This is a genomic window from Dermabacter sp. HSID17554 (genome assembly GCF_003989295.1).
GTDB classification, from domain to species: Bacteria; Actinomycetota; Actinomycetes; order Actinomycetales; family Dermabacteraceae; genus Dermabacter; species Dermabacter vaginalis.
In genome coordinates this window covers 99,298-125,883 of sequence record NZ_RBLW01000005.1, presented here as the reverse complement: position 1 = coordinate 125,883, position 26,586 = coordinate 99,298, and the positions used below count along the sequence as shown (strand labels likewise).

25 protein-coding genes and 1 rRNA gene are annotated in these 26,586 nt (G+C 62.2%); 8 read left to right on the top strand and 18 right to left on the bottom strand.

What is annotated here, in order from left to right:
- A 5S ribosomal RNA gene (rrf, locus tag D8M36_RS08905) occupies window positions 1–101 on the top strand; the annotation flags it as partial.
- A 99-nt stretch (window positions 102–200) separates the two neighbouring features.
- Here rrf and D8M36_RS08900 read toward each other — a convergent pair.
- From D8M36_RS08900 to D8M36_RS08875, 6 genes are all read right to left on the bottom strand, one after another.
- A complete protein-coding gene (locus tag D8M36_RS08900; protein WP_126848350.1) occupies window positions 201–812 on the bottom strand; it encodes a hypothetical protein in 612 nt (203 codons plus the stop codon).
- A complete protein-coding gene (locus D8M36_RS08895; protein WP_126848348.1) occupies window positions 809–1,576 on the bottom strand; it encodes a hypothetical protein in 768 nt (255 codons plus the stop codon). Before D8M36_RS08895 ends, D8M36_RS08900 begins: the two co-directional genes overlap by 4 nt.
- A 34-nt stretch (window positions 1,577–1,610) precedes the next feature.
- Window positions 1,611–2,441, bottom strand: a complete 831-nt coding sequence (locus tag D8M36_RS10430; protein WP_126848346.1) for a hypothetical protein — start codon at window positions 2,439–2,441, stop codon at window positions 1,611–1,613.
- Window positions 2,428–3,105, bottom strand: a complete 678-nt coding sequence (locus D8M36_RS08885; protein ID WP_126848344.1) for a hypothetical protein — start codon at window positions 3,103–3,105, stop codon at window positions 2,428–2,430. Before D8M36_RS08885 ends, D8M36_RS10430 begins: the two co-directional genes overlap by 14 nt.
- A 38-nt stretch (window positions 3,106–3,143) precedes the next feature.
- A complete protein-coding gene (locus D8M36_RS08880; RefSeq protein ID WP_126848342.1) occupies window positions 3,144–3,896 on the bottom strand; it encodes a hypothetical protein in 753 nt (250 codons plus the stop codon).
- A gap of 161 nt (window positions 3,897–4,057) precedes the next feature.
- Window positions 4,058–4,525 carry a hypothetical protein gene (locus D8M36_RS08875; protein ID WP_126848340.1) on the bottom strand — a complete coding sequence of 156 codons (468 nt, stop codon included), beginning with the start codon at window positions 4,523–4,525 and terminating at the stop codon, window positions 4,058–4,060.
- Between the two features lie 288 nt (window positions 4,526–4,813).
- Between D8M36_RS08875 and D8M36_RS08870 the strand changes: the two genes are divergently transcribed.
- On the top strand, window positions 4,814–5,602 hold the full coding sequence (locus D8M36_RS08870) for a DUF981 family protein (RefSeq protein WP_126848338.1): 789 nt from the start codon (window positions 4,814–4,816) through the stop codon (window positions 5,600–5,602).
- A 66-nt stretch (window positions 5,603–5,668) separates the two neighbouring features.
- On the opposite strand, the gene D8M36_RS08865 is transcribed toward D8M36_RS08870, so the two are convergent.
- The 4 genes from D8M36_RS08865 to D8M36_RS08850 all read right to left on the bottom strand — a co-directional run bounded on the left by D8M36_RS08865 (window position 5,669) and on the right by D8M36_RS08850 (window position 10,427).
- Window positions 5,669–7,156, bottom strand: coding sequence for a DUF1846 domain-containing protein (locus tag D8M36_RS08865; protein WP_126848336.1), 1,488 nt, complete (start codon window positions 7,154–7,156; stop codon window positions 5,669–5,671).
- Window positions 7,157–7,325: 169 nt separating this feature from the next.
- The gene (locus D8M36_RS08860; RefSeq protein ID WP_065247122.1) at window positions 7,326–8,156 is read right to left on the bottom strand and encodes a carbohydrate ABC transporter permease; all 831 of its coding nucleotides are present in this window, start codon (window positions 8,154–8,156) and stop codon (window positions 7,326–7,328) included.
- Complete coding sequence (locus D8M36_RS08855; RefSeq protein ID WP_061212442.1) at window positions 8,153–9,043, bottom strand: carbohydrate ABC transporter permease; 891 nt, start codon at window positions 9,041–9,043, stop codon at window positions 8,153–8,155. The genes D8M36_RS08860 and D8M36_RS08855 overlap by 4 nt, the downstream gene beginning before the upstream one ends.
- A 91-nt stretch (window positions 9,044–9,134) precedes the next feature.
- Window positions 9,135–10,427: an ABC transporter substrate-binding protein gene (locus D8M36_RS08850; RefSeq protein ID WP_074297942.1), complete on the bottom strand. Its 1,293-nt coding sequence runs from the start codon at window positions 10,425–10,427 to the stop codon at window positions 9,135–9,137.
- A gap of 217 nt (window positions 10,428–10,644) precedes the next feature.
- Between D8M36_RS08850 and ptsP the strand changes: the two genes are divergently transcribed.
- Window positions 10,645–12,363 carry a phosphoenolpyruvate--protein phosphotransferase gene (gene ptsP / locus D8M36_RS08845; protein ID WP_074297940.1) on the top strand — a complete coding sequence of 573 codons (1,719 nt, stop codon included), beginning with the start codon at window positions 10,645–10,647 and terminating at the stop codon, window positions 12,361–12,363.
- Window positions 12,364–12,439: 76 nt separating this feature from the next.
- Here the strand turns inward: ptsP and D8M36_RS08840 are convergent, their stop codons facing one another.
- The 3 genes from D8M36_RS08840 to D8M36_RS08830 all read right to left on the bottom strand — a co-directional run bounded on the left by D8M36_RS08840 (window position 12,440) and on the right by D8M36_RS08830 (window position 13,917).
- Window positions 12,440–12,712 (bottom strand): HPr family phosphocarrier protein, encoded by a 273-nt coding sequence (locus D8M36_RS08840; RefSeq protein ID WP_065247125.1) that lies wholly within the window; start codon window positions 12,710–12,712, stop codon window positions 12,440–12,442.
- Window positions 12,713–12,835: 123 nt separating this feature from the next.
- Window positions 12,836–13,396 (bottom strand): PTS sugar transporter subunit IIA, encoded by a 561-nt coding sequence (locus D8M36_RS08835; RefSeq protein ID WP_074297938.1) that lies wholly within the window; start codon window positions 13,394–13,396, stop codon window positions 12,836–12,838.
- Between the two features lie 35 nt (window positions 13,397–13,431).
- The gene (locus D8M36_RS08830; protein ID WP_126848332.1) at window positions 13,432–13,917 is read right to left on the bottom strand and encodes a GtrA family protein; all 486 of its coding nucleotides are present in this window, start codon (window positions 13,915–13,917) and stop codon (window positions 13,432–13,434) included.
- A gap of 53 nt (window positions 13,918–13,970) precedes the next feature.
- On the opposite strand from D8M36_RS08830, the gene fdhD reads away from it, so the two are divergent.
- Together fdhD and D8M36_RS08820 are read left to right on the top strand one after the other, a co-directional pair.
- Entirely contained in the window at window positions 13,971–14,843 is an 873-nt protein-coding gene (fdhD, locus tag D8M36_RS08825) for a formate dehydrogenase accessory sulfurtransferase FdhD (RefSeq protein ID WP_126848330.1), read from the top strand.
- A gap of 70 nt (window positions 14,844–14,913) precedes the next feature.
- The gene (locus tag D8M36_RS08820) at window positions 14,914–15,294 is read left to right on the top strand and encodes a hypothetical protein (protein ID WP_065247128.1); all 381 of its coding nucleotides are present in this window, start codon (window positions 14,914–14,916) and stop codon (window positions 15,292–15,294) included.
- A 94-nt stretch (window positions 15,295–15,388) separates the two neighbouring features.
- Here D8M36_RS08820 and D8M36_RS08815 read toward each other — a convergent pair whose 3' ends face one another.
- From D8M36_RS08815 to D8M36_RS08800, 4 genes are read right to left on the bottom strand one after another with little or no spacing between them, the layout of a single operon-like run.
- The gene (locus D8M36_RS08815; RefSeq protein ID WP_126848328.1) at window positions 15,389–16,273 is read right to left on the bottom strand and encodes a carbohydrate ABC transporter permease; all 885 of its coding nucleotides are present in this window, start codon (window positions 16,271–16,273) and stop codon (window positions 15,389–15,391) included.
- Window positions 16,270–17,214 carry a carbohydrate ABC transporter permease gene (locus D8M36_RS08810; RefSeq protein WP_126848326.1) on the bottom strand — a complete coding sequence of 315 codons (945 nt, stop codon included), beginning with the start codon at window positions 17,212–17,214 and terminating at the stop codon, window positions 16,270–16,272. Before D8M36_RS08810 ends, D8M36_RS08815 begins: the two co-directional genes overlap by 4 nt.
- Window positions 17,211–18,599 (bottom strand): extracellular solute-binding protein, encoded by a 1,389-nt coding sequence (locus tag D8M36_RS08805; protein ID WP_126848324.1) that lies wholly within the window; start codon window positions 18,597–18,599, stop codon window positions 17,211–17,213. The genes D8M36_RS08810 and D8M36_RS08805 overlap by 4 nt, the downstream gene beginning before the upstream one ends.
- Before the next feature lie 13 nt (window positions 18,600–18,612).
- Window positions 18,613–19,545, bottom strand: coding sequence for an endo-beta-N-acetylglucosaminidase H (locus D8M36_RS08800; protein ID WP_074297902.1), 933 nt, complete (start codon window positions 19,543–19,545; stop codon window positions 18,613–18,615).
- Window positions 19,546–19,755: 210 nt separating this feature from the next.
- On the opposite strand from D8M36_RS08800, the gene D8M36_RS08795 reads away from it, so the two are divergent.
- Window positions 19,756–21,135 carry a glycoside hydrolase family 125 protein gene (locus D8M36_RS08795; protein ID WP_126848322.1) on the top strand — a complete coding sequence of 460 codons (1,380 nt, stop codon included), beginning with the start codon at window positions 19,756–19,758 and terminating at the stop codon, window positions 21,133–21,135.
- Here D8M36_RS08795 and D8M36_RS08790 read toward each other — a convergent pair.
- Complete coding sequence (locus D8M36_RS08790) at window positions 21,132–22,151, bottom strand: LacI family DNA-binding transcriptional regulator (RefSeq protein ID WP_126848321.1); 1,020 nt, start codon at window positions 22,149–22,151, stop codon at window positions 21,132–21,134. The two genes, D8M36_RS08795 and D8M36_RS08790, sit on opposite strands and share 4 nt — an antisense overlap.
- Window positions 22,152–22,222: 71 nt before the next feature.
- Between D8M36_RS08790 and D8M36_RS08785 the strand changes: the two genes are divergently transcribed.
- Both D8M36_RS08785 and D8M36_RS08780 read left to right on the top strand, forming a co-directional pair.
- Window positions 22,223–23,413 (top strand): glycoside hydrolase 5 family protein, encoded by a 1,191-nt coding sequence (locus D8M36_RS08785; RefSeq protein WP_126848319.1) that lies wholly within the window; start codon window positions 22,223–22,225, stop codon window positions 23,411–23,413.
- Window positions 23,414–23,502: 89 nt separating this feature from the next.
- Complete coding sequence (locus D8M36_RS08780) at window positions 23,503–26,562, top strand: alpha-mannosidase (protein WP_126848317.1); 3,060 nt, start codon at window positions 23,503–23,505, stop codon at window positions 26,560–26,562.
- Window positions 26,563–26,586 lie beyond the last annotated feature (24 nt).

The following is a 26,586-nucleotide window of genomic DNA, read 5'->3' as shown; positions in this document are numbered from 1 at the left end:
TTGGGGAAACGCCCGGTTCCATTCCGAACCCGGAAGCTAAGCTCAACTGCGCCGATGGTACTGCACTCGGGAGGGTGTGGGAGAGTAGGACACCGCCGAACTATTCTTTCGGGTTTGGGCCCTGGTCACAGCGACCAGGGCCCAACACGTTTAACGACCCTACTCTCTGTGGCGGCCGGGGCCGTAGGGGAACCGTCGGACTAGTCTTTGTTCTCTGCCCCTTTCAGCATTTCGGCTACGAATGCATCGCACCACCTCGACGATTCGATCGACGCAATGCTCGTGGAGTGCACAACGATGAGGCCTATCCCTTCGACCGTTCCTACGCACCCACTGCCAGTAGCGTCTACGCCACATTCAAGACGCCCAAGTTTGTGGCGGTCCTCGAGCGAATCGAGAAGCGCCAGACCCGAGCCGTCATCCGCGTTTTTGACACCGACGTTGTACCTAGTTCCGTTCGGGTGTTCGTAGACTGCATCGATGTCGTACCCGTTTTGGCTTTGCCCCGGAGGCACGGAGGTCACGAGAGTCGTGGACCACACGGCTGCGGGCTCGCCTGCCTGCGGTTCGACCTGGGGGTGCAGTGTGCCGCCGATCGATGTGGCCGGGGCCTCGGCGGCAGGATCGTTGCTCTGAGCTTGCACCGGGGTGGGCGTACCCGCGCCCTCGTTCTTGCCTTGGGTGGCAAGGGTCCACACGAGTCCTCCGCTTGCAAGTACGAGGACGAGGAGCAATACCGCGAGCGCTAGCGCGAGCCAGAGATTCAGGCGTGAGTGCCTGGGCGATGAGACTTGCCGATAAACGTTGTTCATTCGATGGGCTTCTGCGATTCTTCCGCGAGTTGATCGCCGAACTGTGCAATCTCGTTGAGGTCCTTTACTCCGGAAGCCATGATAAGCACGATTGCGCCTTCGGGACCTTGCGCGTAGCAGTCGCCACCGCTGTCAGCGAAGGCATCTTCTTGGCATTTCCAGTTCCCGATTTGCGTGCCGGTCGCGTCGATGTCTTGGACCCAAATTTTGCCGTTTTCAGGATCGTTGAATACTTGGACCCAGAAAGATGCGGTGCTGTTCGGCGAGGAGTAAGCCTTTTCCGTGTCCCCGAAATTGAACGGCGGCAGGGTGGAATCGACTTTGAACTCACCTACCTGATCCGGCGGCACATAGCCGCCGCCAGCGTTCGGCCCAGGGGCGGGATCTGGACCACCCGGTTTCGGGTTCGGTCCCGGGTTCGGCTGTGGTGCCGGATCGGGCCCTGGAGCCGGTGCCGGGTTTGGCCCTGGAGCCGGTGCCGGGTTGGGATTTGGTTGGGATCCGCCGGGGTTCGGTTGAGGTTTCGGAGCCGGCTCATCCCCACCGTTATCGCTTGCCGGGGGCTTGGGCTTTGGCTGCGGAGCGGGTGCGCTTGTGCTGGTTCCTTCGTTCGGTTCCGACGCTTTCTTGTCCTTACCGTTCAAGAGCATGAAGGCGAGAATCCCGCCCGCGATGAGAAGAAGAACGAACACGATCCCCATCCCGATCGCGACCCACACGAGGGTCTTACTTTTTTGTGGTGCCGCGCTGTTTGGGTACGTCATCGTGTTCTCCCTGTGTGATGGCTGTGGCGTGCGACTACTTCATTTGAGAAAGGAGCTGGTCGCCCCAGGCAGCCACGTTCTCCATCGGAAGGCCGCTTGCGGCCCCGGCACTGATGTACACCAGCTTGCCATTGGGCCCGGTCGCGTAACAGCTGCCGCTGATATCGGAGGTTTGGGCGCACTGCCAATTTCCGATGGCTTTCATTTCACCGGTCGAATATTTGGTGAGCATCTCTTGCATGTCGGAGTCGGTCACGATCGACACGATATACACCGTTTGTTTGTCGGGCGACATGTACGTGGCCTCCTCTTCACCGAGACCCATCTCGGACATCGACGAGTCTGCTGTCATGTCGCCGACCTTCGGCGGGAGACTTCCCATGCCCGCGCTGCCGCCCCCGTTACCGCCGGGGTCTGGAGCTGGGTTGCCGCCGGGGTCTGGGGCGGGGACGCCGCCGGGGTCTGGGGCCGGGACGCCGCCGGGGTCTGGGGCGGGGTTGGCACCGGGGTCCGGTGCAGGGGCCGGTTTGGGGGTGTCGCCGCCTGTGTCGCTTCCGCCGGCGTTTGGTGCAGGGGCGGGTGCGGCGGCACTCGTGGTGGTGTCATCTTTGGGTTCCGACGCTTCCTTGTCTTTACCGCTCAACAGCACAAAGGCGAGCACGCCACCTGCGATGAGGAGCAGGATCAAGAGAGCACCGCACCCGAGACCGATCCACAGGCCCATTTTGTTTTTCTTCTCGGGAGGCATCCCGTTCGCATACCCCATCGAGGACGCGTCATTGGGTATTTGATACTGGGGTGGCTGCTGGTATTGAGGTGCCTGGCCCGTGGGATCGGGCGCTTGCTGCCAATCATTGTTGCTCATTGAGTGCTCCTATAAATTGATCGCCCCATGCGGCGAGAGTTTTGAGGTCACTGGTTATGCTCGCGATTGCGACATAGCCGTGAGTGTCGTCTTGTGTCACGCATCCGGAGAGCGATCCGTTTTCTTCGGTAACGCATGTCCACCTGCCGATCTTCTGGGCGCTGGGGAGGTCCTTCGTCACGCTCGCGGCGGTGCGGTCGGCGTTCTTACCAGCCCCAACTTCGACCTGGGTACCGTCGGATTTCTCGTAAAGCGCGTGAATGTCAAAGTTTTGCGGCGGCTGGTGCGGTTCGTCCGACTGGACGAGGACAAAGTCTGCGAACTGTTGGGGCTCCCCACCTCGCGCTTCGACGGGCGTGGGTTCGCCGTCGGGGCCGGGTTCTGGTTGCGGTGCGGGCGCAGGTGTGGGGTCCGTTTCGTTGCCGCCGTCGTTCGGGCCGGGCGCTGGTGTCGAACTTTCGCCACCGCTGGTCTCGCTGGGATTCGGGGCGGGAGCCTCAGCGGAGGTCGTTGCCGTCTCGCTCTCCTGTGACTTCTTTGAGTCGTCGCCACCCATGAGGGTGAGGGCGAGGGCTATGCCGCCCACAATGAGGGCCAGCAGCACGAGGCAGCCGCAGCCGAGGCCGATCCACAGGCCGGTTTTGCTCTTTTGGGTCGGTGGCATGCTTTGCGGAAGGCCGCTGTAAGGTGAGGGTTGCGCCATCAGCTCGCGCCTCCCGCGGAGATGAACTGCTCGCCAAAGTTCGCGAGAGTTTGTGCGTCTGCATCACCGATGACCTTGATGACGTTCGTGCCATTGGTGGATTTCACGCAGATGCTCTCGTTGCCCGACGCACCCCCATAGAAGGGGCCGCACGTCCAGCCGCTGATCTCCTGGGCGTTCCCGTCCAGGGTCAGCATGTTTTTCTCGTCTTCGATCGTTGTGATGGGGTTTTCAGCACCGGAGACGATGATTTGGCCGGTCGAGGAAGTATAGGTGGCGCCGTAGTCGGCGCCGACGACGTTGTCTGTTGCGACTTCACCCAGGGTGTATTCTCCAACCTGCTGAGGCAGATTGGAGTTGCCGCCATCAGGGGCCGGCGCAGGGTTGTCGCTGCCACCGTTCGGGGCAGGAGCGGGATTGGGTGCTGGGTTGTCGCCGCCGCCGTTGGGAGCGGGGTCGGGAGCTGGGTTGTCGCCGCCGCCGTTGTTCTGGCCGGGTGCCGGGGCCGCGGCCGATGTGGTTGTGCCGCCGTCGCCCGAATCCTTCGGGTCGTCCCCGCCCATGAGCATCACTGCGAGCGCGATGACGCCGATCAGGAGCGCCAGGAGTACGAGGCAGCCGCAGCCGAGGCCGACGTACAGGCCAGTTTTGCTCTTTTTCTCCGGAGGCATCGCACCCGGGTACCCCATAGGCGGTTGCCCTTGCGGCGCTCCTTGACCGGCTGGAGCCTGGTTCCACTGATTGCTCGACATATGCGTAATCCTCATCGGATGGGGCGGTGTGCGCACGCGCACAAGGGATAGCGCAGCACAGTGTAATGCAGGCCGTGCGTCAGTATTACACATCACACCGAAGGAATACTAGGGTTGCCCTAAATCTCTGCCGCGGTGTCGATGGGCGAGGTCCCCCTCGGCTATTTGAGTTGCTCCATGAACTCATCGCCCCAGGCTGCAATGGTGCTGAGGTCGGCGTCTGAATCAAGCGGAACGAGGAGAACTCTTCCGCGTTCGTCGTCGGCCATGCACACGTTCATCTCGTACTGCGTTCCGCACGACCAACGCCCAATGGTCTGTGGGTTCGTGAGGTCGGCGACGTCCTCTTCGAACGTGCGGCCCGGGTCATTTTCGATACCGATTTCGTAGCCACCGCCGCTCTCATCTTCGTAGCGGGCTCGCACAACGTAGTCGTGGTCGGGGTCTTCTCCGCGGGCCTCGGACATCACGAGGCGTGTATCGCCCACCGTCTCGGGCTCACCCGATTTGGGGGTGACAGCCTCGGAGTGTGAAGCGCCCGAGGAGCCCGACGCCTGCTCGCCCGAATTGTTGAGCAGCACATAGGCGAGGATCCCGGCGCCCGCGAGTGCCGCGAGCACAGCGAACATGCCACCGCAGCCAAGTAGCACCCAAAGAAGAGTGTTGTTCTTGCGTGTCGGGGATGCAGAGGGGGGATTGAGGTGACCCATTGGTGGTTGCATGGCACAAGATTAAGGGGAAGCGGTGTTGCTCTCGCAGTGACGCGCACGAGGCTTTCGAAATCGTCGATATTTGATGACGCTTCGAGGCGATTGCCGAGCTTTTGACTTGCTTGGCACCCTCCACAACTAGTCCTCTAGGATAAAACCTGCAGGCAGGTGCTAGTTTGAGCAAAATCCACCTTTCAAGGAGGACCAATGGGAACATTTTTCACCGGTGAGAGCACGCCGGGGCTCATCGACTGGTCGTCGATGCCTACTTACAACACGATCATGGCGGTCGCCGCTGGTGCGACCCTTTTCGCACTCGTACTTTTCGTACGGGGACTCGCGAAGCGCAGTGCACTCTCGCGCACTGAGGCATTCGCGGAAGGAACCGAGGAACGCCGCGAGCTCGCTGCTTTTCTCGACGGTTATGCCGTTGCGTTTGGGGTATTCGGTCTCATTCTTTTTACGACCGGCCTCCACATGATCCTGACGTGGCCGCTCGCAGAGGGCGGCTTCCCGTTCGACAACATCGTCTTTGGTGAAACATGCGTGCCGCTCGGTGCCCTCGCTCTCGGACTCTCAATCTATTTGTGGCGCCGCCGCGATAGCGTGCTCGAGGCTCCGAACCCGCTCGTGCATCTTGCGCGCGTCGCGAGTCCTGTCGGGTTCTTTACGATCCTCCTGGGCCTTGCATTGATCGGCATCGCGCTTGCGGGTCTCGTTTATCAGCTGTTCGCAGCGCCCCCGCAAGAACCGATTTCGGGTGCGTTTTCGAACATGCCCATGCTCGAAAACGGTGCACTCGCGGTTCTTTTCTGTCTTGTCGCCTTCGGTGCGATCTGCTTCCCCTTCATCACGAAGCAGATTCGTGACACAGGAACTCTCACGCCCCTCGCAACGGCCGCTGGTTGGTGTCTTGCGATTGCTGGCATCGCGTGGGGCCTTTTTGGCGCGATGAACTTCTACACCCACATTGGGCTCATCGTGAACACCATGTGAGCACCAGTCCTCGATAGTGAAGGCGGGCCGACTCGTTGAGAGTCGGCCCGCCTATCCTTCTACTCGCTATTTGTGGAAAAGGCTCTTTTTGCCGAAGACCGGCTCGCTCGTGACGAGCACGCCAAGCGCGCGGAACACCGATTCATCCACCGAGCCGAGGATCGTCGTGGTGTGCACGTCGCAGCCGCGCAGATTTTTAATCTGTGCGAGTGCCGCGGCGGCATTTTCGTCGCTGCCTGCCGAGACCGAAAGGGCGATGAGCACCTCGTCGGTGTGCAGGCGCGGGTTGCGTGACCCAAGGTGATCGACCTTGAGGGTCTGGATTGGCTTGATCGATTCGGGGGACAGCAACAGCGCATCCTCGGGAATTCCCGCGAGATGCTTGAGCGCGTTGAGGAGCATGGCAGCGGAAGCACCGAGCAGATCGGAGGTCTTCCCTGTAATCAGGGTGCCGTCGGAAAGCTCAAGACACGAAGCGGGCGCACCGGTTTTTTCGGCAAGTGCGAGGGCGGGCTGCACGGTGGGGCGGATCGTTTCCTCCACGCCGAGTTTGGCCATCACGAGCTTGATGCGCTGCGATTCGCTTGCGGGTAGTTCGAGCTTCTTTTCGGAGACCCGAGCCTTGTAGTAGCGGCGCACGACCTCTTGTGTGGCAGCCTCGCGGCACGCGTCATCGTCGGTGATCGCGTAGCCCGCCATATTGACGCCCATGTCGGTAGGGGAGGAGTAGGGGCATTCGCCAAGGATGCGCTCAAGGAGGATCCTGAGCAGCGGAAAAGCCTCAATATCGCGGTTGTAGTTCACGGCCTTTTCGCCGTAGGTTTCGAGGTGGAACGGGTCAATGAGATTCACGTCGTCGAGATCCGCCGTTGCCGCCTCATAGGCGAGGTTCACGGGGTGCTCGAGCGGAAGATTCCAAATCGGGAACGTCTCAAATTTTGCGTAGCTTGAATCGATCCCGCGCTTGTGATCGTGGTAGATCTGCGAAAGGCACGTCGCGAGCTTGCCCGACCCCGGCCCCGGCGCCGTCACGATAATGAGGTCGCGCTCGGTTTTCGCCCACTCGTTTTGACCAAGCCCCTCCTCGGACACGACGAGGGTCGGGTCCGGGTAGCCTTTGATCGTGCGGTGGCGCACGACCGTCAGGCCGAGCCGCTCCATGCGAGTTTTAAACTGCGACGCCGCCTCGTTACGATCGTCCATTTGCGTGAGCACGATCGTGTTGACGAGGAAACCGCGCTCGCGGAACACATCCACGAGGCGCAGAACGTCCTCCTCATACGTGATGCCAAGGTCGGCGCGCATCTTGTCGTGTTCAATATCGTGGGCGTTGATGGCGATAAGGATCTCGAGCTCATCCTTCAGCTCGTAGAGCATCGCGATCTTGTTATCGGGTGTGAACCCGGGAAGAACCCTCGAAGCGTGCAGGTCGTCGAAAAGCTTGCCGCCCATCTCGAGATAGAGCTTCCCGCCGATCTGAGCGCGCCTTTCGGCGATGTGCTTCGACTGCAGCTCGATGTATTTTTCGGGATCAAAACCTTGCGTGCGTGCCATGCGAGCCTCCTGCGATGAGATGAGAAAAATGAGGGGGCCGGTGGCATACGACCTGCATGTGCAGCCCTCGACATCTTAGGGCACGAGCGGGGGAGTTTCCAGGACCTTTGAGGTCCGACGGTCCCCGCGCGTGCCCGGGATGCCTACTCTTTCGCGGTGGCTTGAGCTCTCAACCCTTCACGGAGCCGCTCATCATGCCCGAAATGAAGTACTTCGATAGCAGGATGTACACGACGAGGGTGGGAGCCGAGGCGAGAAGTGCGCCAGCCATCGACACCCCGTAGTTGGTCAGCAGCGCGCCGTTGGCGAGGTTGTTGAGGGCGAGGGTTACCGGGCCGTTCATCGGCGTCGCGAAGAACACCGCGAACAGGAAGTCGTTCCACGCATTCGTGAATTGCCAGATCATGACCACCACGAAACCGGGAATCGAGATGGGCAGCGCGACGGACCAGAACGTGCGGAGCATACCCGCGCCATCAACCTTGGCGGCTTCGATGAGCGATTCGGGAACCGTCTCGAAGTAGTTGCGGAAGATAAGCGTGCAGATCGGGATACCGAACACGACGTGCACGAGAATAAGCGAGGGAACGCCCGAGTCGATGGGTAGAGCAAGCACGAGCGAGAGCAGGGGGATCATCACGGCCTGGTAGGGCAAGAACATGCCAAACAGGAGGAAGGTGAAGACCAGATCCGCCCCGGGGAAACGCCAGCGAGATAGCACGAAGCCGTTCATGCATCCGAGAGCCGAGGAGATGATCGTCGAGGGGATGACCATCGCAAACGAACGCCCCATCGCAGGCGAAAGCGTTTCCCAGGCTTCCGCCCAGTTCTCAAGCGTCCACTCGCTCGGCAGCGCCCATGCGCGGGCGGCTGAGGCATCGCCGCTCGTTTTGAAGCTCGTGACGATGAGGACGTAGACGGGAATCAGGACAAGGACGACGCCGATGAGGAGAAGGGCAAGGCGGACGTACCGCCACGGGGAAACCGAGGAGGTGTTCACGACTGACGCTCCCTGTGTTGCTGGATGAGATAAGGAACGATGAGGACGCCCACGATGATGAGAAGAATCGTGCCGACGGCAGCCGCGTTCGCGTAGTCGAAGCTCGACTTAAACACGAACATGTCCACGGCGGGGATCTTGGTTTGGTAATTCGAGGGTTTCGAGATCGACATGATGAGGTCGAAGCTCTTGAGGCTCATGTGCGCGATGATCACGAGAGCACTCATGATGATGGGGGTGAGCTGCGGGAAAATCACGTGGCGGTAGATCTGCCACTCGCTCGCGCCGTCCATGCGTCCCGCTTCGCGAAGCTCATCGGGAACGCCACGGAAGCCGGCGAGAAAGAGCGCCATGACATAGCCGCTCAGTTGCCAAATCGCCGGAAGGGCGATCGCGGCGATGCCCCACGTGATGTTGTTCCACCAAGGGTTTTGGAGAAAGCCGAGACCCACCATCTGAAAGAGGCGGTTAAGACCGCTTGCACTCTCACCCTGGTTGGAGTTGAGGAGCCAGCGCCACACCACACCCGAGGCCACGAAGGACACGGCCATGGGGAAAAGGTAGATGGTTTGGAACACTCGACCACCTTTGATGGGGCGATCCAGTAGCCACGCCCACACGAATCCGGTGATCATCGCGCCGCCCAAGAACACCGCCGTGAAAATCACGAGGTTCATGAGTGAGTGGCGAAAATCGGGGCTCGAGAGAAGAGCGATGTAGTTATCGAGGCCAACGAACTTACTGGGTTGCACGCCGTTTGCTTGCGCCGCCGTGTGGTTGTCCGTGAGAGAGGTCCACACGTTCTGCGCCATAAGCACGTAGACGAAGATCCCCACGAGAATGAGCGAAGGCGAGATGAGCAGCAGGGGCGCCGCATACTTTTTCATGCCTGGTCCTAGGGTGGAAGTGGCATCGGTGGGGGCCGGGCGAGCGTCGGACATGAGATCCCCGGCCCCGAAACCGATGTGAAAGCGGAGCTTACTTCTTCATGTTCGATTCGGCAGCGGACACGAGCTCGGCCTGGAACGCCTTGGCGTCGGTCGCGCCGGAGGTGAACTTGCTCGTTGCGTCGGAAATGGCGTTGAGCCACGCGACCGATGTTGCTGCACCGTGGGCGATCGAGGCGCAGATCTTGTCGTGTGCGAAGGACTCGAGCGCGGACTGCTGATACGCCGGGAACTTCGAGACATCAGCGTCGGTGCGCGCCGGGATCGAGCCCTTGGCGAGATTGAAGGCTTCCTGGCCTTCAACGGACGAGATGGTCTTGAGCCACGCCTTCGCGTTGTCGGCGTGCGGTGCGCCTACGGGCAGGGTGAAGGAGTCCGCGAGGAAGCCGAAGATCTTGTCGCCAGAGGCGGCCGAGGGCACCTCGAAGTAGACATAGTCCTTCATGTCTTCCTTGCCGGCTTCCTGGAATGCCGCAACGGCCCAGTCGCCCATGACGTTGTAGGCGGCCTTCTCGTCGATCACGAGAGCTGTCGCTTCGGGCCAGTCGAGCGAATCTCGGTCGGAGTTGGTGTAGCCCACGAGCTTCTCGAACGCCGCGATCGCAGTGGCGACCTCCGCACCTGCCCAGTCGGTCGAGCCGTCGAACAGGCCGTTGTAGGCGTCCGCGCCGAGGTGGGACATGAGCACTGCTTCAAGCAGGTTGACCTGTGTCCACGGTGCCGCGAGAGAAAGCGCGGTGACACCCGCAGCCTTGGCCTTTTCGAGGTCGGCGAGCCAGGCATCGAATGTCTCGGGAACAGCTTTCGGGTCGATACCGGCCTTTTCGAGCACGGCTGCCGACGCCCACACGACATTCGAACGGTGAATGTTGGACGGCACCGAGTAGATCTTGCCGTCCACCGTCAGGAGCTCGACCAAGCTGTCAGGGAAGGCCTTGCGCAGGTCGAACTCGTCGTAGAGTCCAGAGACGTCTTCGATCTGGCCAGCATTGATGTAATCGGTCAGCTCGCCACCGGCGTGCGCCTGGAAAGTATCGGGCGGATTCTTGGTCTGCAGACGCGACTGGAGCATGTCTTTTGCGGCGCTGCCCGCGCCACCCGCGACGGAGCCATTGACGAACTTAATCTTGGGGTTTTGTTCGTTGAATACCTTGACGAGAGCATCGAGGCCCGCTTTCTCCGAGCCCTGGGCCCACCACGTGAACACCTCGACGGAGTCGTCCCCGCCAGCGGAACCGCCACCGGAGGAGTTGGAACATGCCGCGAGCGCGCCAAGCGCAATACCAGCGGACGTGAGAGTGAGGAAAGTCCTCCGTGCGATCATTGCTGTTCTCCTTTAAACAACAGGGGCGTCATTGCCGAGTGCCGCGAGGCGGCGGCCTAATTATAGTCACACTGCGGCCTATGATCCAATCCTCACGGTTGGAATGTTGTAAGTGCCGGTCCCGCACGGGCGCGGCGCATCGGCGTGATTACGATGAGGTGGCATCGTCAGTAGAGAACAGACACCGCGTCCGCCTAGGGCGCAAGAGGGAGAGAGCGTGACGACATACCGAGGTGTTGCCGTAAGCGCCGGCCGCGTCATCGACCCGGTCAAGGTCATGGCTCCTCCCGTGTCGGAGCCGGAACGCGGTGCGGCGATTGCCGAAGGCGAGCCCCGCGAGTTGGAGGCTTCCCGCATTACCGAAGCAGCTGCCGCGGTGAAGGCTGATCTCGAGGCCCGTGCCGCACGTGCGAGCGGCGATGCCAAGGCCGTTCTCGAAGCAACGGCACAAATGGCGGCAGACCCAACTTTGACCACGGGTGCCGAGCAGCTCGTACGCGGCCAGGGCCTCAGTGCCGAGCGAGCCGTGTGGGAGGCCGGTGACCAGGTCTCGGCGATGCTCGAAAGCCTGGGCGGCTACATGGCCGAGCGCGCGAATGACGTCAGGGACGTGCGCGCACGCATTGTTGCGCAGCTTCGCGGCGTCGAAGCCCCCGGCGTTCCTCTCTCCAAGGACCGCTTTGTTCTCGTAGCGCACGACCTCGCCCCCGCCGACACTGCGATGCTCGACCCGAACATCGTGTCCGCTCTCGTCACTGCCGACGGTGGCCCGCAGTCCCACACGGCAATCCTCGCGCGCCAGCTCGGCATTCCCGCCGTGGTCGCCGCGAAGGGGGTCAATGAGATCGAGCCGGGAACTGTCGTGTACGTCGATGGCGCCGCCGGAATCGTCACAAGTGAGTTTGGCGAGCGCGAGCGGGAACTTTCCGCAGCGTGGTGCGAGCTCGTGAAAAACCCGCTCACCTACGAAGGTGGGGGAGCGGAGCTTTCCGACGGTACTCGCGTTCCACTGCTTGCCAACGTGGGAGGTGAGAAGGACGCCGCCTTCGCCGCCGAGGCCAACGCCGATGGCGTGGGGCTTTTCCGTACCGAATTTTGCTTCCTCGACCGCGATGAGGAGCCGAGCATTGACGAGCAGGCTGAGGCGTATGCGGGGGTGCTTCGTGAGTTCCCCGGCAAAAAAGTCGTGATCCGCACGCTCGACGCGGGAGCCGATAAGCCCCTGCCGTTTCTCACGGACGCCGAAGAGCCGAACCCTGCACTCGGTGTGCGCGCCTACCGCACGTCGTGGGAGAAGCGCTCAGTACTCGAGAATCAGTTGAAGGCAATCGCTCAGGCGAGCGCCATGGCCGATGCGGAACCGTGGGTGATGGCCCCCATGATCTCGACGCTCGAGGACACCGAGGATTTCGTGGCGATGGCGCAAGAGGCGGGCGTTAAGCGCGCCGGCATCATGGTGGAAACCCCGAGCGCGGCCCTCACGAGCGATCACCTTATGGCCGTGGCGGACTTCGCCTCGATTGGCACGAACGACCTCACGCAATACACGATGGCCGCCGATCGCATGCTCGGCTCACTCGCGAAGCTCAATGACCCGTGGCAGCCCGCTGTTCTCGCACTCGTGGGGGCAACGGCGGCGGGCGCGCGGGTCGCGGGCGGCGACCCCGAAGCGTTTGGCGACGGTGCGAACAAACCCGTAGGCGTATGTGGCGAAGCTGCGGGCGATCCCGCGCTCGCGGTTGTTCTCGTGGGGCTCGGCGTGAACTCGCTATCGATGACGCCGCGTTCCCTGCCCGCGGTCGCGAAGGTTCTTTCGACCGTGTCGCTGGCGGATGCGCGCGAACTCGCTCGTCTCGCGGTGTGCGCACCGACCGCCGCCGAAGGTAAGCGGGCCGTGCGTGCGAAACTTCCCATCATTGAGGAACTCGGACTCTAACGGGCTGAATGTAAGCGAAGGGGGCATGCCGTGCGGCATGCCCCCTTCATCATCCAACAGAGGTGGTAGTGGGCGCTTAGGCCTGCGCGTCGAGATCCGTCTCGAGGAGCTCTGCAAGAGCATTGATTGACTCCTCAGCGCCATCACCCTCGGCGCGGAGCACGACCTCGTCGCCGTGGCCAGCTCCGAGTGTCATGAGCATAAGGATCGAGGAAGCATCGATCGGCGCACCGCCGACCTTCTCGATCGTCACCTTTGCGGGCTGCTCACCCGCGGCCTTCGAGAAAATAGCGGCGGGGCGGGCATGGAGCCCGGAAGCGGCCGCAATCTTAACGGTGCGTTCTGCCATGATGTGCCTTTCGACGAGCCGGGATGCCGCACGGGCAAGCACCAGCGGAAAAAGTTGAGTGAGGCCACCCTACCGAATGACGCTGCGGGTGAGCTTGTCGGAAATGTCAAGAGCGGGCCACACTCACAGCCCGCGGATCTCCTCGAAGTCAGGATCGAAAACCGCGAGGACCTCAAGAGGAGCCTCCGCCTCAGCTAGTGCCCGGCGGCGATCCTCCTCGGCGAAGACCTGCGAGATTGCCTGAAGGAGCATGAGATGGTCATCGCCGATGCCCGCAATCGCCACGACATAGGAAACCTTTTCCTCGCCTTTTTCGCCCCATGTGATTGGCTCGTCGTACTTCACGACGCTCATCGCCGTGCGGTGAATGCTGCGCTTCGCCTCGCTCGTTGCGTGAGGCACCGCGACGCCGTGGCCCATGAACGTCGAAACCTCGCCCTCGCGCTCATGCATTGCCTCGACGTATGCAGGATCAATCGCCTCAAGCTCGACGAGAAGATCGCCCGCCTCCTCGATCGCTTCGCTCTGAGTGCGCGCAAGGCCCGGAACCCGAATGGCATTCGGCGATAGGATCACCGCCTCGCCAGAGGCCGAGGGGGAGCCCTTCCCGAGATCGCGCGTGACATCGCATGCCCACCGCGGTGCAGCGTGCTCTGACCCGTCACGACTGTGTGAAATGTTCATGATCCACGCCTTTCAAAAGATGCTTCACCTCAAGTTTAGGTGGCGTCGGGCTCGTTTACCTCCGGAAAAACGAACCGGCCATACGTGAAGTACCGGAACGCCGTGGACACCACCTGACCGATGAACGTGCCGCTCACGTTATCCGCGAGGGCCGAATCGAGCCCAAGGATGTAGCGTGAGAATCCCAGGCAACCGAGCTGCAGCGCGCTCGCGATCACATTCACGATGATGAACGCGACAATCGATTTCGCCGTGTGCGGCTTGTCGCGATCCCCGTACGTCCAAAAGCGATTTCCAAGATAGGTGAGGCAGCTGGCCGCGGCAATCGTCACGATCTTCGCGAGGATCGGCTGGCCATGCATGAGGCCCTCGCCCCAGCCGTGCGTCGGGCTCCAAAACACGAGGACGTTATACATCGCCGCATCAAAAAAGAAGACGAGGCCGCCCACGATGAGAAACTTCGAGCCCCGCAACGCATGGGCGAGGGCAGCAGTTCTCGACGGGGAATCCTTCACGGTCACGAAGCAAGGGTACAGGCCGTGCCGGAGTGAGAGAATGCGGCTAGGGTGGGCTTATGGGACGAGTGACAGCATCGACGCGACTAACGCGCGTACGAATCCGGGACGGCAAGCTCTATCACTCCGAGCGGCCCGACACCGTCGCCGTTGAAGAGCCTCTCGACATTCGTCTCAACGGCCAACAGCTCTCCATGACGATGCGCACCCCTGGCCACGATGTTGAACTCATCCACGGCTTCCTTCACGCCGAGGGCTACATCACGAACCGCGAGGACGTGCGTGAAGCTCGCTACTGCGACGGCGCCGTCGTTGAAGACGACTCCGGCTTCGAACGCAACACCTATAACGTCATGGACTTCACCACCCGCACCATCACCACAGCCCCGGTGATCACGAAACCTTTTCTCACGTCGAGCGCGTGCGGCGTGTGCGGGTCCGCTTCGATTGACCAGGTCACGAAACGAGTGCGGCACGAATTCGTTCCGACGTTTGCCATGCAGCCATCGCGCCTTCTTCGCGCGCAGCGCGAGCTCGGGGATGGCCAGGCGGCGTTCTCGAAAACCGGCGGTGTTCACGCCGCTGCTCTCTTGACCCCGGAGGGGGAGCGTCTAGTGCTGCGCGAAGATGTGGGCCGCCATAACGCCGTCGACAAGGTCATCGGCTGGGCCCTCCTCGAAGATCGCCTTCCACTCAGCGATACCGTGCTCCTTGTGAGCTCTCGCGCGTCGTTCGAGATCGTGCAGAAGGCCGCGATGGCCGGCATCGGCCTCATCGCGTGCGTGAGCGCCCCCTCCTCCCTCGCGATCGACACTGCCGCACGCCTCGGCATCACCCTGTGCGGATTTGTGCGCGGTGAAGACGACATCGACGGGCGTTTCAACGTGTACTGCGGGATCGAGCGCATCGACCTTTCGGGAAGCGGGAGCTGACAGTCGGGTTCTCTCCAGCACCGAGTGCCACGATGGGCGTGTCCATAGACATCCCCTTGGAGGAGGAACCATGAAGAACAAGCTCATTCTTGCGACTGGCATCGCCATCGGTTTCGTGATCGGCTCGAAGATGGGCCGTGAGCCCTACGAGAAGCTCGAGGCCACCGCTAAGCAGTATGTTGATGATCCGCGCGTGCAGGAGAAGGTTGGCCAGGCGCGCGAGACCGTGTCGAAGGTGGCGAAGGACGCGGCCGAGACGGTGAAGGATAAGGCCCCCGAGGTTGCCGAGCAGGCGAAGACCGCCGCGAAGGGTGCCGCCTCGACCGCGAAAGATAAGGCGAATGAGGTTCGCGCCTCGCACAAGGCCGATACCCCGAAGGTGAAGGCCACAGACACCTCGAGCGACTCGAGTGTGGCCGGCGGCGACGCCGAGGTGCACGAGGCGAAGTAACTCGCCTCGCGGCACCCACCACCGCATATATGAAGAGCGCTCCCGGCCATCGAGGCCGGGAGCGCTCTTCAGGTTAAAGCAACCGTCGGACCACCTAGCCCTTGACGCCGCCCGCCGCAGCGAACCCGGTGCCGAGGCTGCGACCGAGCGCCAAATACAGCACGACGATCGGGGCGGAGTAGAAGATCGAGAACGCCGCGAGCTGACCGTAGGCCACCTGGCCGTACTGGGACGAGAACGTGTACAGGGTCACGGCCGCGGGGAGCTTCTCGGGGCTGAGCAAAAGCATGAACGGCACGAAGAAGTTGCCCCACATGCCCACGAACGTGAAGATCGTGGCGACGGCGAGGCCGGACTTCATGAGTGGAAGAACGACCGAGAGGATCGTGCGCACCACACCCGCACCTTCCGTCCACGCGCTTTCCTCAATCTCGACGGGGACCGAATCGATGAACCCTTTCGTGAGGAAGATGGCGTAGGGAAGGGACGACGTGGCAAGGAACAGAATCGCGGCGGGCATCGAGTCAACGAGATTGACCTGCACAAACATCGAATACACGGGGATCATAATCGCCGTGATCGGCAGGCCAGTGGAGAACAGGATGCCCATGAGAAGCGGGCGGCGGGCACGGAAGCGGTAACGCGAGAACGCGTACGCGCACAGAACCGCGACCGTCATCGTGATAATCGTGGCAAAGCCGCACAGCACGAGCGAATTGAGAAGCGGGCGGAACGTCGTCTGTTCGTTCCAGATTGCCTGGTAGTTGCCGAGGCTCCACGTCTTTGGAGCCTTGACGGCGAGAGTCGCCTCAGTGTCGAAGGACGCGAGCACGACCCACAGAATCGGGATCGCGAAGCTCACGCTGATCAATGCGATGACGATGGATGAGAGAACGGATGCGAGGCGCCCGCGCGCCGTGTGCGGCTTGTCGAGGCGGTCGTTCTGCGCGCGAGTCTTCGTAGGGGCTGCGGTGGTCATCGCTTGTCCTCCTCGGGCAGAAGCTTCAGATAGATGAGTGAGGCGATCGCCCCGATCGCGAGCAAGATGAGGGCGATGGCAGTGCCGTAGCCGAGCTGGCCGTACGAGAACGCCTGCTCATACATGTACAGGGGAAGAGTTTGGCTGCGACCGGAAGGCCCACCACCGGTCATGATGAAGATCAAACCGAAAACGGAAAGGGTCTGCAGCGTAATGAGCATGAGGTTCGTGGCGATCGCGGTGCGCATGAGCGGAATGGTGATGCGCATAAGCCGCGTGAACGCCCCGGCGCCGTCAATTTCCGCTGATTCGTATACGTCCTTCGGAATCGACGTGAGAGCCGCCGAGTAGATGAGCATCGTGAACGCTGTTCCGCGCCAAATATTCGCGAATGACACCGCGAGGATCGGCGCGCTAAAGAGCCAATCCTGCCCGGGAAGCCCGATGCTCGTGAGGAGCGTGTTGAGGGAGCCCTGATCAGCGAAGAACGTGTACAGGAGGTAGCCCGCGACGACTTCTGGGAGGATCCACGCGAGAATCACGACCGACGTGCCGATGAACGTCACGATGCGATTGGCCTTCTCCATGAGGAGTGCGAGAACCATGCCGAGGAGATTTTGGCCGATCACCGCGGATATCAGGGTGAAAATCAGGGTGAGGATGACGGCGTTCCAGAACCGATCGTCGCTGAAGGCCGTGATGAAGTTGTCCAGCGCGACGAACTCCACGGATTTCGCGTTCTCGCCGCGCACGGCTTTATTCGTAAACGCGAGATAGATCGAATAGACGATCGGGCCGAGCATGAAAATCGCGATGAGCACGAACGCGGGAACCATGAGGAGGCCGCGGCGGGCTGTGAGGCGGTTGCCGAGCGGGCCTTGCTTACGCTGCGGTGCTGCGTGTGGCGGGGGAGTGGTCACGGTATCGACTGAAGTACTCATGCCTTACGCACCTCGATGTTTTCCTTGCCTACAAGCTCGGTGAGCTTGGAGTCGTACCAGGCTGCGGCCTGCTCGGGCGTTTTATCGCCCACCATCACGGTGTCCATCGCATCTTGGAGGGCGGAGGACACTTCAGGGTAAATCGCGAACGCGGGTCGGTAAAAAGCGGTCTCGAAAATGTCGGTGAAAAATCCGACGGTTGGCGAATAGGTCCGGTACTCCTCATTTTTCGCGACGTCTTTCCTTGTCGTGAGGTTGGCGGCACTTTTGTTGCGGTAGACGAGGCTCTCGAGTGTGCACAGTTCCTTAATGAGCTCGAAGGAAAGCTCGCGATCGCGCGCGTGCGTGGGGATCGTCCAACCCCAGCCGCCAGCGAGGGTCGTGGAGCCCGGGTCTTCCCCGTTTTGCGTGGGCATCTGTGCGAGGCCTACGTCGTCCTGCCAGGTGGGCCACGGCGCGGGGCCGTCTTCAGCCCACTGATTGGAAATCCACGAGCCGTCGATGAGGATCCCGAGCTTGCCTGAGGGGAATACCGTCGATTGGATCGCCTCGGCGATATTTGGGTCGAGGTGCTGGGAGACGGGAAGCGTGAGTTTTTCGTCGAACTGGCGTTTGTAAAACGTGAGCGCATCGATGAAGCCTTGTGACCCCGCGACCCACTTCTTCGTCTCGGGGTTGTAGAGCGTGTCCTTCGTGCCGTAGAGCAGCATCTCGAAGCCTTGCATCGAGGCTTTCTCACCCTGGGTTTTGCCGCAATACATGAACATGCCGGTTGCGTCGATGTTCGCGTCGCGAACCGCCGCGGCCGTCTGTGCGATCTCGTCCCACGTACTCGGCTGCCAATCGGTGGGAAGCCCCGCCTTCTCGAAAACCTTCTTGTTGTAGTAGATGCCGCGTGTATCGGTCTCGGTCGGCACGCAGTGCACGAGTCCCTCGGGGTCGACGGCCGCGGCTTGCGAGGCGGGATAGAGGTTCTCCCAACCTTCCCACCCCTTCACGAGGTCGTCGATCGGCTGGATATAGCCGGCTGCAACATCCGAGAGAAGAATGAACGTATCTTCGAAAACGAGATCGGGGCAGCTTCGCGGCGAGGACATGAGTAGTTCGTTCTTCGTGAAGTAGTCATTCTCCGCGGCCACGATCGGCACGAGCTCGACGCTCACGCCGGGGTGTTTCTTCGTGAACTCCGCGATGATCTTCGTGAGCCACTGCTTGAGGGTCGTACCCGAACCAAACTGCTGATAGGCGACCCTGAGCGTAGACGAATCACGCTCACTAGAGCAGCCTGCGAGCATCGCGAGGGGGAGTGTGCTCGCGATTCCTCCGGTCAGCTTCAGGAAGGTCCGCCGTGAGGATCGCTCCGTCACCTTGACTGATGGACGCATCGCGCGCCTCCTTTCATAGGACGAATTCGCCCGTATAGGTGGCTTCGCTTCCATACAGCGCACGCGTGAAGGCGCTGACCTTCGCGGACTGATCGCCGGGTTGAAGCTCGTACGTCACGAAGGCTCCGAAACCGTCGTCGACAGTGCGCCGCGCAGTCTTTTCAATTCCGCCGAGGGAGATCCCGCTCGCCTTCGAAAGGTCGATCGCGGCCGCGCCGTAGCGCTCCTTCGGCAGCCCCGGGACGTCGAAGACGTTGTACTGGTTGTAGTACGGGTTCCACGCGTAATCGACGAGGTGCCCCGCGGTGAGACCCCGGTACTCCGCGTGCTCGGAGCTTGGACCGATGAAGTAGAACGAGATCACTCGGTTGGGGAGACGCTTGCGCAGCGACGACAGCATCGCAAGGAACGAGAAATCATTCGGTTCGCCCGTGTCATTCTTGCCGTATTCGACCCATTCGTCGTCGAGATCGACGCCGTCGAGACCGTAGCGGCGAACGGTACGCGAGACCTGTTTCGCGAAGTCGTCGGCTGCCTTGCGGTTCGGGAAGTTCGCGAAGCCAGCGCCCTCGTGGTTGCCGAGGACGGAAAGGAGGACCTTGATGCCGCGCTGCTGGAGAGGGCGGATCGTGGTCTCTGCATTGTCGAGGACTCGTTGAACATTGTCGTTCATGTGAAGGTAGGCTTTTTCGCCATCGTAGTTGATATTTGCTGCGAAAATCACGACGTAATCGAATGCCGGTGAGCCGTCGGCAAGGACATAATTGCCAACGTTCAGAATCGAATTACTGTTGACCTCGATATAGGCGACCGAGGCAATCCTCGAACCGCGTCCGGGGCGATGCGGGTGTGCAAGTGCAGGTGACGCCAGCGACAGCGCACCTGTGGCGGCGGCAAAGGCGGCACTTCCGCGAAGAAGGGTGCGGCGAGAAAAAGGGCGATTCATGTCTCACTCCGTTGTAGACGTGTCTATGCCAATCGCTCATCTATGGCGCGATTCACGTTCGAGACTAGAGCGCCTACCTGGGAATGTAAAGGCGCGAAGCGGGCGCGGGGCGTGTTGCCTTGATGGTGAGACATGCGAGAAAGTAGAGGCGTCTCAGTTAAGTAACCGCCGTTGGTGGCGGCCGAATACCCCGAGCGAAATGAGCGAAAAGTGACCCGCTTTGCGACCGTCGGAACCCCCCATCCCCAGGGCGTTGAGCTTGCCCCCGACCTCCTCGAAAAAGTGACTGCCCGCGTGCGCGAAGCGGCCGGCGACGACGTTGCCGAGGCAGTGGTGCGCTTTCTCGACAACACCGCCCGCACGACGGTTCGTCGCCGCGGTAGAGGGGACACGTTCGTGATGACGGGTGACATCCCCGCGATGTGGTTGCGGGACTCGTGCGCACAACTTTCGCCAGTCCTTCGCCTGGTCAGCGAAGACGAAACTCTCGGTGACCTGATCGGCGGCCTGCTCGCGACGCACTGGCGCATGATCCTCATTGACCCGTACGCGAACGCGTTCAACGAGGAGCCGAACGGCAAGCGTTGGGACGACGACGAACCCGCGCAGGGGCCGTGGGTGTGGGAGCGCAAGTTCGAGATCGACTCGCTCGCCTACCCCATCGACCTCGCTGCGCGTCTGCTCTCGACCGGCAATACCTCCTGGATTACCGCCGAGACGCTTCCTGCCCTCGATGCCGTTCTCACGGTGCTTGAAACCGAAACCGCTCACGAGGAGCGCTCAGAATACTTTTTCCGCCGCACCGATTGCCCCTCGCAGGACACCCTCGTGCGGGAGGGACGCGGGCGCCTCACCACGCCCTGTGGGCTCGTGTGGCAGGGTTTTCGCCCGAGCGACGATGCGTGCACGCTCGGCTTCAATATCCCGGGGAACCTCTTCATGGCGTCGGCGCTGCGCGCGGTGCCCGCACTTGTGGAGGCATGCGCGAAGGCCGGGTTTAGCGAGGCGCCGGGGGAGCAGGGTGATGGGGTCCGACGCCTGCCTCTTTCGCGCCGTGCCGAAGATCTGCGCGAGGGAATCCTCAAGGGGGTTGAGGCGCATGGAATCATGCGGGATGAGGGTGCTACTCGGCTCTGGTACGAGGTCGACGGCGCCGGGGAATCGCTTTTCATGGACGATGCGAACGTGCCCTCACTGCTCTCGCTTCCGTATCTCGGCGTGATTGATGCGCGCGACCCGCTTTATCTCGCGACTCGCGCGGGGGTGCTGAGCGAAAAGAACCCCTACTACTACGAGGGGTCGGCGCTCGCGGGCGTGGGCTCCCCGCACACGCCCGAGGGGTATGTGTGGCCCATCGCGAAATCCGTCGAAGGCCTGACGTCGACAGACATCAACGAGAAGCGTGCGATCCTCGAGCTACTGCTCGCCACGACCGGTGGGACCGGCTACATGCACGAGGGGGTTGATTGCAACGACCCCGCACAGTTCACGCGCGAATGGTTCTCGTGGTCCAACGCGATGTTTTGCGAATTGGCCCTCGACGTCGCGGGAGTGGAGAGGCCCGCGCTTATTCGCGAGCCACTGCTTTAGCCCTGAGTATTCGCGGGGAGTGTGTCGCGCGCGTTCAGGCGCGGGCACTCGAGTTCGCGCGTGCGCGGCCCCGGATTGTCGCGCATGTCGCGGAGGAGGTCGACGGCTGCTTCGCCCATGTCGGCGGGGCTTCGCTCGAGTGTCGAAACCGCGGGGCTGCGCAGCGTGAGGCCGGGCGACGATTCCCATGACACCACGCCTGCATCTGCGGGAACGTTGATCTCGAGGTCTTGGAGCGCGCGCAGGGTTGCGAGCGTGAGGTCCTCGCTTTCGCACACGAAGGTCGTTGTGGGCGTGAGGTCGAGCATCGAAACGAAATCGCGGATCGCGGCGTGCGCCTCGGTGATGCTGTTCGAGGGGACGCCATGGTCGATCGCGGTGAGTCCCTCGCGGTGTCGCCCGAGGGTGGCAAGGCGTGCTTCGCCGTGGCTGTAATGGGCGTGCGAGTGGAGGTAGGCGACGCGCCTGGTTCCACGGGCGGCGAGGTCCTCGATGAGCGTGTCCATGACGAGGGCATCGTCGATGAACACCGAAGAGAATGGCTCGTTTGTGCCTGGTTTGCCAATAAACACGGTGGGAATTCCGAGCTGGTTCGTGAGCTCCGGCCGGGGGTCCTCGGGGCGTGGATTGACGAGGATGAGTCCGTCGACACGGGACTCGCCGTGCCATTGGCGGATGGCTGCGAGTTCATCCGCGAAGCCTTCGACGATCTTGAGGACGAGAGCGACGGGGCTTCCGGCGAGCTTGCGCTCAACCCCCGCGATGAGCTGGAGAAAGAACGCGTCGCGTGCAAGTTCGGCGTAGGGGGCGGTGATGATGAGCCCGAGCGCGTCAACGCGCGAGGTTGAGAGCGCCCGTGCTGCCCTGTTGGGGGTCCAGCCCATGTCGTGGGCGATCGCCATGATTTTTTCGCGCGTAGGCTCGGCGACTCCCGGTCGCCCGTTGAGCGCGAACGAGACGGCGGTGTTTGAGACGCCGGCTGCGCGAGCGATATCGGCGATAGTGGGGCGGGACATGCGTTCATGATACCTTTTGAGCTAAAGCGCTTTAGATAGCGTGTGAGCATCAGTGACAACGAGGTGACGCGGTGAATCAACAGCATGCATGGGGCGCGAACTACACCCCCCGAAAGGGATGGTTCCACTCCTGGGCGAACCTCGACCTCGGCTCGGTCGAAAACGACTTTGCCACGCTTGCCGATCTCGGCCTCGACCACGTGCGCATTTTCCCCCTGTGGCCGCTCTTGCATCCCAACCGCACCTTTATCGACACGAAAGCGATCGACGATGTTCTGGCCGTCACCGACGCCGCCGGAAGCGTGGGCCTCACTGTCTCCGTTGATCTCCTCCAAGGACACCTCTCGAGCTTCGACTTCCTGCCCGCCTGGGTGAGTACGTGGCACCGCCGCAACATCTTCACGGACCCCGACGTCGTGAGCGGCCAGCACACGCTCGCCCGCACCCTCGCCAGCGAACTCGCTACCCGCACACACGTTTCGGGTCTCACCCTTGGCAACGAAATCGGGCAGTTTGCGGCCCCACGGCACCCCGAGCGCCACGAGATCACCTCGCACGAAGCCTACGAGTGGCTTGACGGCATGCTCGCCGAGGTGCGCGCAGCCTTCCCCCGAGGATCCCACCACCACTGCTTTGATGACGACACGTGGTTTGTGGATGCTCACCCGTTCACCCCGCGCGCTGCGGTGGAACTCGGTGATTCCACAACCGTGCATTCGTGGATTTTCGGCGGCGCGGCGCAACGCTACGGCATCGACGCCCCCGAGCTTCCCCATTTCGCCCGTTACCTGCTCGAGGTTGCCGATTTGTGGCACAGGGTGAGCGGGCAACCGTCGGACCGTCCCGTGTGGCTCCAGGAGGTGGGCGCCCCCACCCCTTGGGTGAGCCCGCACAACGCCGCGGATTTCCTTGAAGGAACCGTGCGCGCCGCTCTCGGGTACCGGAACCTCTCGGGCATCACCTGGTGGTGCTCGCATGATGTTTCGCGATCGCTTGCCGACTTCCCAGATCTGGAATATAGCCTGGGTCTCATCGACTCCAACGGCGAAGTGAAGCCCGCGGGTGAGCGCTTGCGGGACCTCATTTCTCTCGAGAAAGCCGGCGAGCTTTCCGCGACGCCGACCTCGACGACGAGCGTGGTCGTGGAGGGGCTCAGGCCCGATGGCTCGAACCGGTCCTTTACCAATACCGAATCCGATGTTTTTGGCGAGTGGATGGACTTCGCTCGCCGTGGAGAGTACCGAAGCCTTGAGCTCGGATAACGCGAGCACCGCCCATCGCTCAGTGCCGATCACGGCCGTGCCCGCTTCCTACCCGATCGCGCCGCACACCCTCGACGAAAGGCCACCCGATGTTCAACAATCGCGCGCACAGTGAGGATCGAGTCCGACGGTTCCTCGCCGAACAACTCCCCGCGAGGCGCTACCTCGATACCGCGCCCGTCACGATCGAAGCGTGGGAGGTGCCCGGTGAACCCGTGCCCTTCGCCGAAGCGAAAACGCAAAACTATAGCCCCATCGAGGTCGGTGCGCGCTGGGGCCGCCCCTGGTCAACCCTGTGGCTGCACGTCACGGGTGAGGTCCCCGAGGAGTGGGTGAGCGACGACGAACGCGACATCGAACTCCAGCTCAACCTGTCCTTCACGAACATGCCGGGTTTCCAAGCCGAAGCGCTGATCTGGAACACCGACGGCACCACCGTCAAGGCGATCAACCCTTACAACCAGTACCTCACGCTCGAACCCGGCACCACGAGCTTCGAGTACTACCTCGAACTCGCTGCCAACCCCAATGTCGCCGGCGACTGGACATTTGCCCCGACGACGCTCGGTGAGTGGGAGAGCGCGGGGGACGACCCGATCTACGACCTCACCGAACTTCGCCTCGCGTGGCGCTCGACAACCATCTGGGAACTCGAGCAGGACGTCGTTGCCCTCAGCGGTCTCATGCATGAGCTGCCCGAGGACAGCACCCGCCGTCAGGACATCCTCCGCTGCCTCGACGATGCCCTTGACGCCGCCGATCCGGACGATCTGCACGCGACGGCTCACGACGCGCGCGAGGTACTGCGTCGCGAACTCGACAAGCCCGCCAATGCCTCCGCGATGACCGTGATCGCGACCGGCCACGCCCACATCGACTCCGCGTGGCTGTGGCCCGTGCGCGAGACCGTGCGCAAGTGCGCCCGTACCTTCTCCAACGTGTGCTGGCTCCTCGAGCATTACGACGACCTCACGTTCTCGTGTTCATCGGCGCAGCAGTACCAGTGGATCCGAGATTTCTACCCCGAACTGTTTGAGCGCATCAAGACGCACGTCGCGAGCGGCCGTTTCATTCCCGTGGGTGGCATGTGGGTCGAGTCCGACACGAACATGCCCGGCTCCGAAGCGATGGCCCGCCAGTTCATTCAGGGCAAGAGCTTCTTCCTTCGCGAATTTGGGCTCGAAACGCGAGACACCTGGCTTCCTGATTCGTTCGGCTATTCGGGCGCTCTCCCGCAGATCTGCGCGGCCGCCGGCAACACCAACTTCCTCACCCAAAAGGTCAGCTGGAACCAGTACTCGGTGTTCCCGCACCACACGTTCTGGTGGGAGGGGATCGACGGCACGACCCAGTACACGCACTTCCCACCCGCCGACACCTACAACTGCCAGCTCACCGGCAAGGAACTCGCCTACGTCGAGAAGAACTACAAGGACAAAGGCCGCAGCCACATCGCGCTCAGCCCGACCGGCTGGGGCGACGGCGGTGGTGGCCCCACGCGCGAGCAGCTCGCGGCGGGTCGCAGGGCCGCGAACCTCGAGGGGTCGCCCAAAGTAGAGTTCTCGAGCCCCACCACATTCTTTGAGCGCAGCCGCGCCGAATACGCTGATGCGCCCCGATGGAACGGTGAGCTGTACCTCGAGCTTCACCGCGGCACCTACTCCTCGCAGATCCGCGGCAAGCAGGGCAATCGCCGAAGCGAGGCGCTCATGCACGACGTTGAGAAGTGGAGCGCGCTCGCGGCACGCCTCGACGAGAGCTTTGAGTACCCCTACGACGAGATCAACGAGCTGTGGGAAAAGGTGCTGCTCCTCCAGTTCCACGACATCCTCCCCGGCAGTGCAATCGCGTGGGTGCACAGGGAAACCGAGCACAACTACGAAGGAATCGCCGAGCGCGGCGAGGCGCTCGTGGAAAAGGCACTCGAGGCGATCTCGCGCGCTCACGGCAATGCGGGTGCGGGCGAGAGCACAGGCGCGAGCGATGATGCGGTCGCGTGCGAGGAGTCCGACGGCTGCTTCGCCCTCAGTAACGGTCACGTTTTCGCGCGGATTGACAGCGAAGGCCACCTCGTGAGCCTTCGATCCGGCGAGAATAGCCGCGAACTTCTCGCTCCCGGCGCGAAGGGCGCGCTGCTCCAGCTTCACCGCGATACCCCCAACGCGTGGGATTCGTGGGATATCGACGAGTTTTATCGGCGCATCGGTAGGGACCTGGCAACCGTCGGATCCGTGAACGTTGAGCGCGAAGGCGAGGCGGTGCACGTGAGCGCCACCTACGAGACCCGGACCGAGGGCGTGCGCACCGAGGAGCAGCCGTACCCCGGCGTTCCCTCGAACGGTGCCGGCTCGCGGATCACGCTCACGTATGTGCTCGCCCCCGGCGCTAAGGGCCTCGAGATTGTGCTCGACGTCGACTGGCACGAGCGCAAGAAGGTTCTCAAGCTCGCGTTCCCGTTCGATCTGCGTGCATCGCACATGGCGAGCGAAATTCAATTCGGGCACATTGAGCGCCCCATCCCTGTGAATACGATCGATGACTTCGGTCGGTTCGAGACGTGTGCGCACCGCTGGGTGCGCATCCACGAGGGGGGGCAAGCCGGTGCTGCCGTGTCCCTGTCGAACGACTCGTCGTACGGACACGATGTGCGTCGCTCCCTGCGTGAGAACGACGGTGGAACGACGACGATCGTGCGCGCGACCGTGATCCGCGCCGCCGAGTTCCCTGATCCGCGCGCCGAAGAAGGCGAGTATCGGATGCGGTACTCACTCGTGCCCGGTGCGTCGATCGCCGAAGCGATCGACGAAGGTGTGCGCCTCAATCAGGTGCCGCGCGATGTCGACGAGGACCTTGTTGGTGAGGCGCTTGCGCGCCTCGAGGGCGAGGGCACGTCACTGCGAATCCAGACGCTCAAGCTTGCCGAGGATCAGTCGGGCGACGTGATCGTGCGCCTGTACGAGTCCGAGGGTGTGCGCGGCGAAGGTACCGTCGTGGTTCCAGGCGCGAAGGACATCGTTGCCGTGGACCTCCTCGAGCGTGAGCTCACCGAGGAATCGGTGCTGCACTACCAGGCGCAGCGCGCCGAGGGGGAGCAGATCGAGGTTGCGGCGCGGCCGTTCCAGATTGTGACGCTCCGCGCGCGTTTTTAACTGGATTCCATAGGGGGTGTGGGG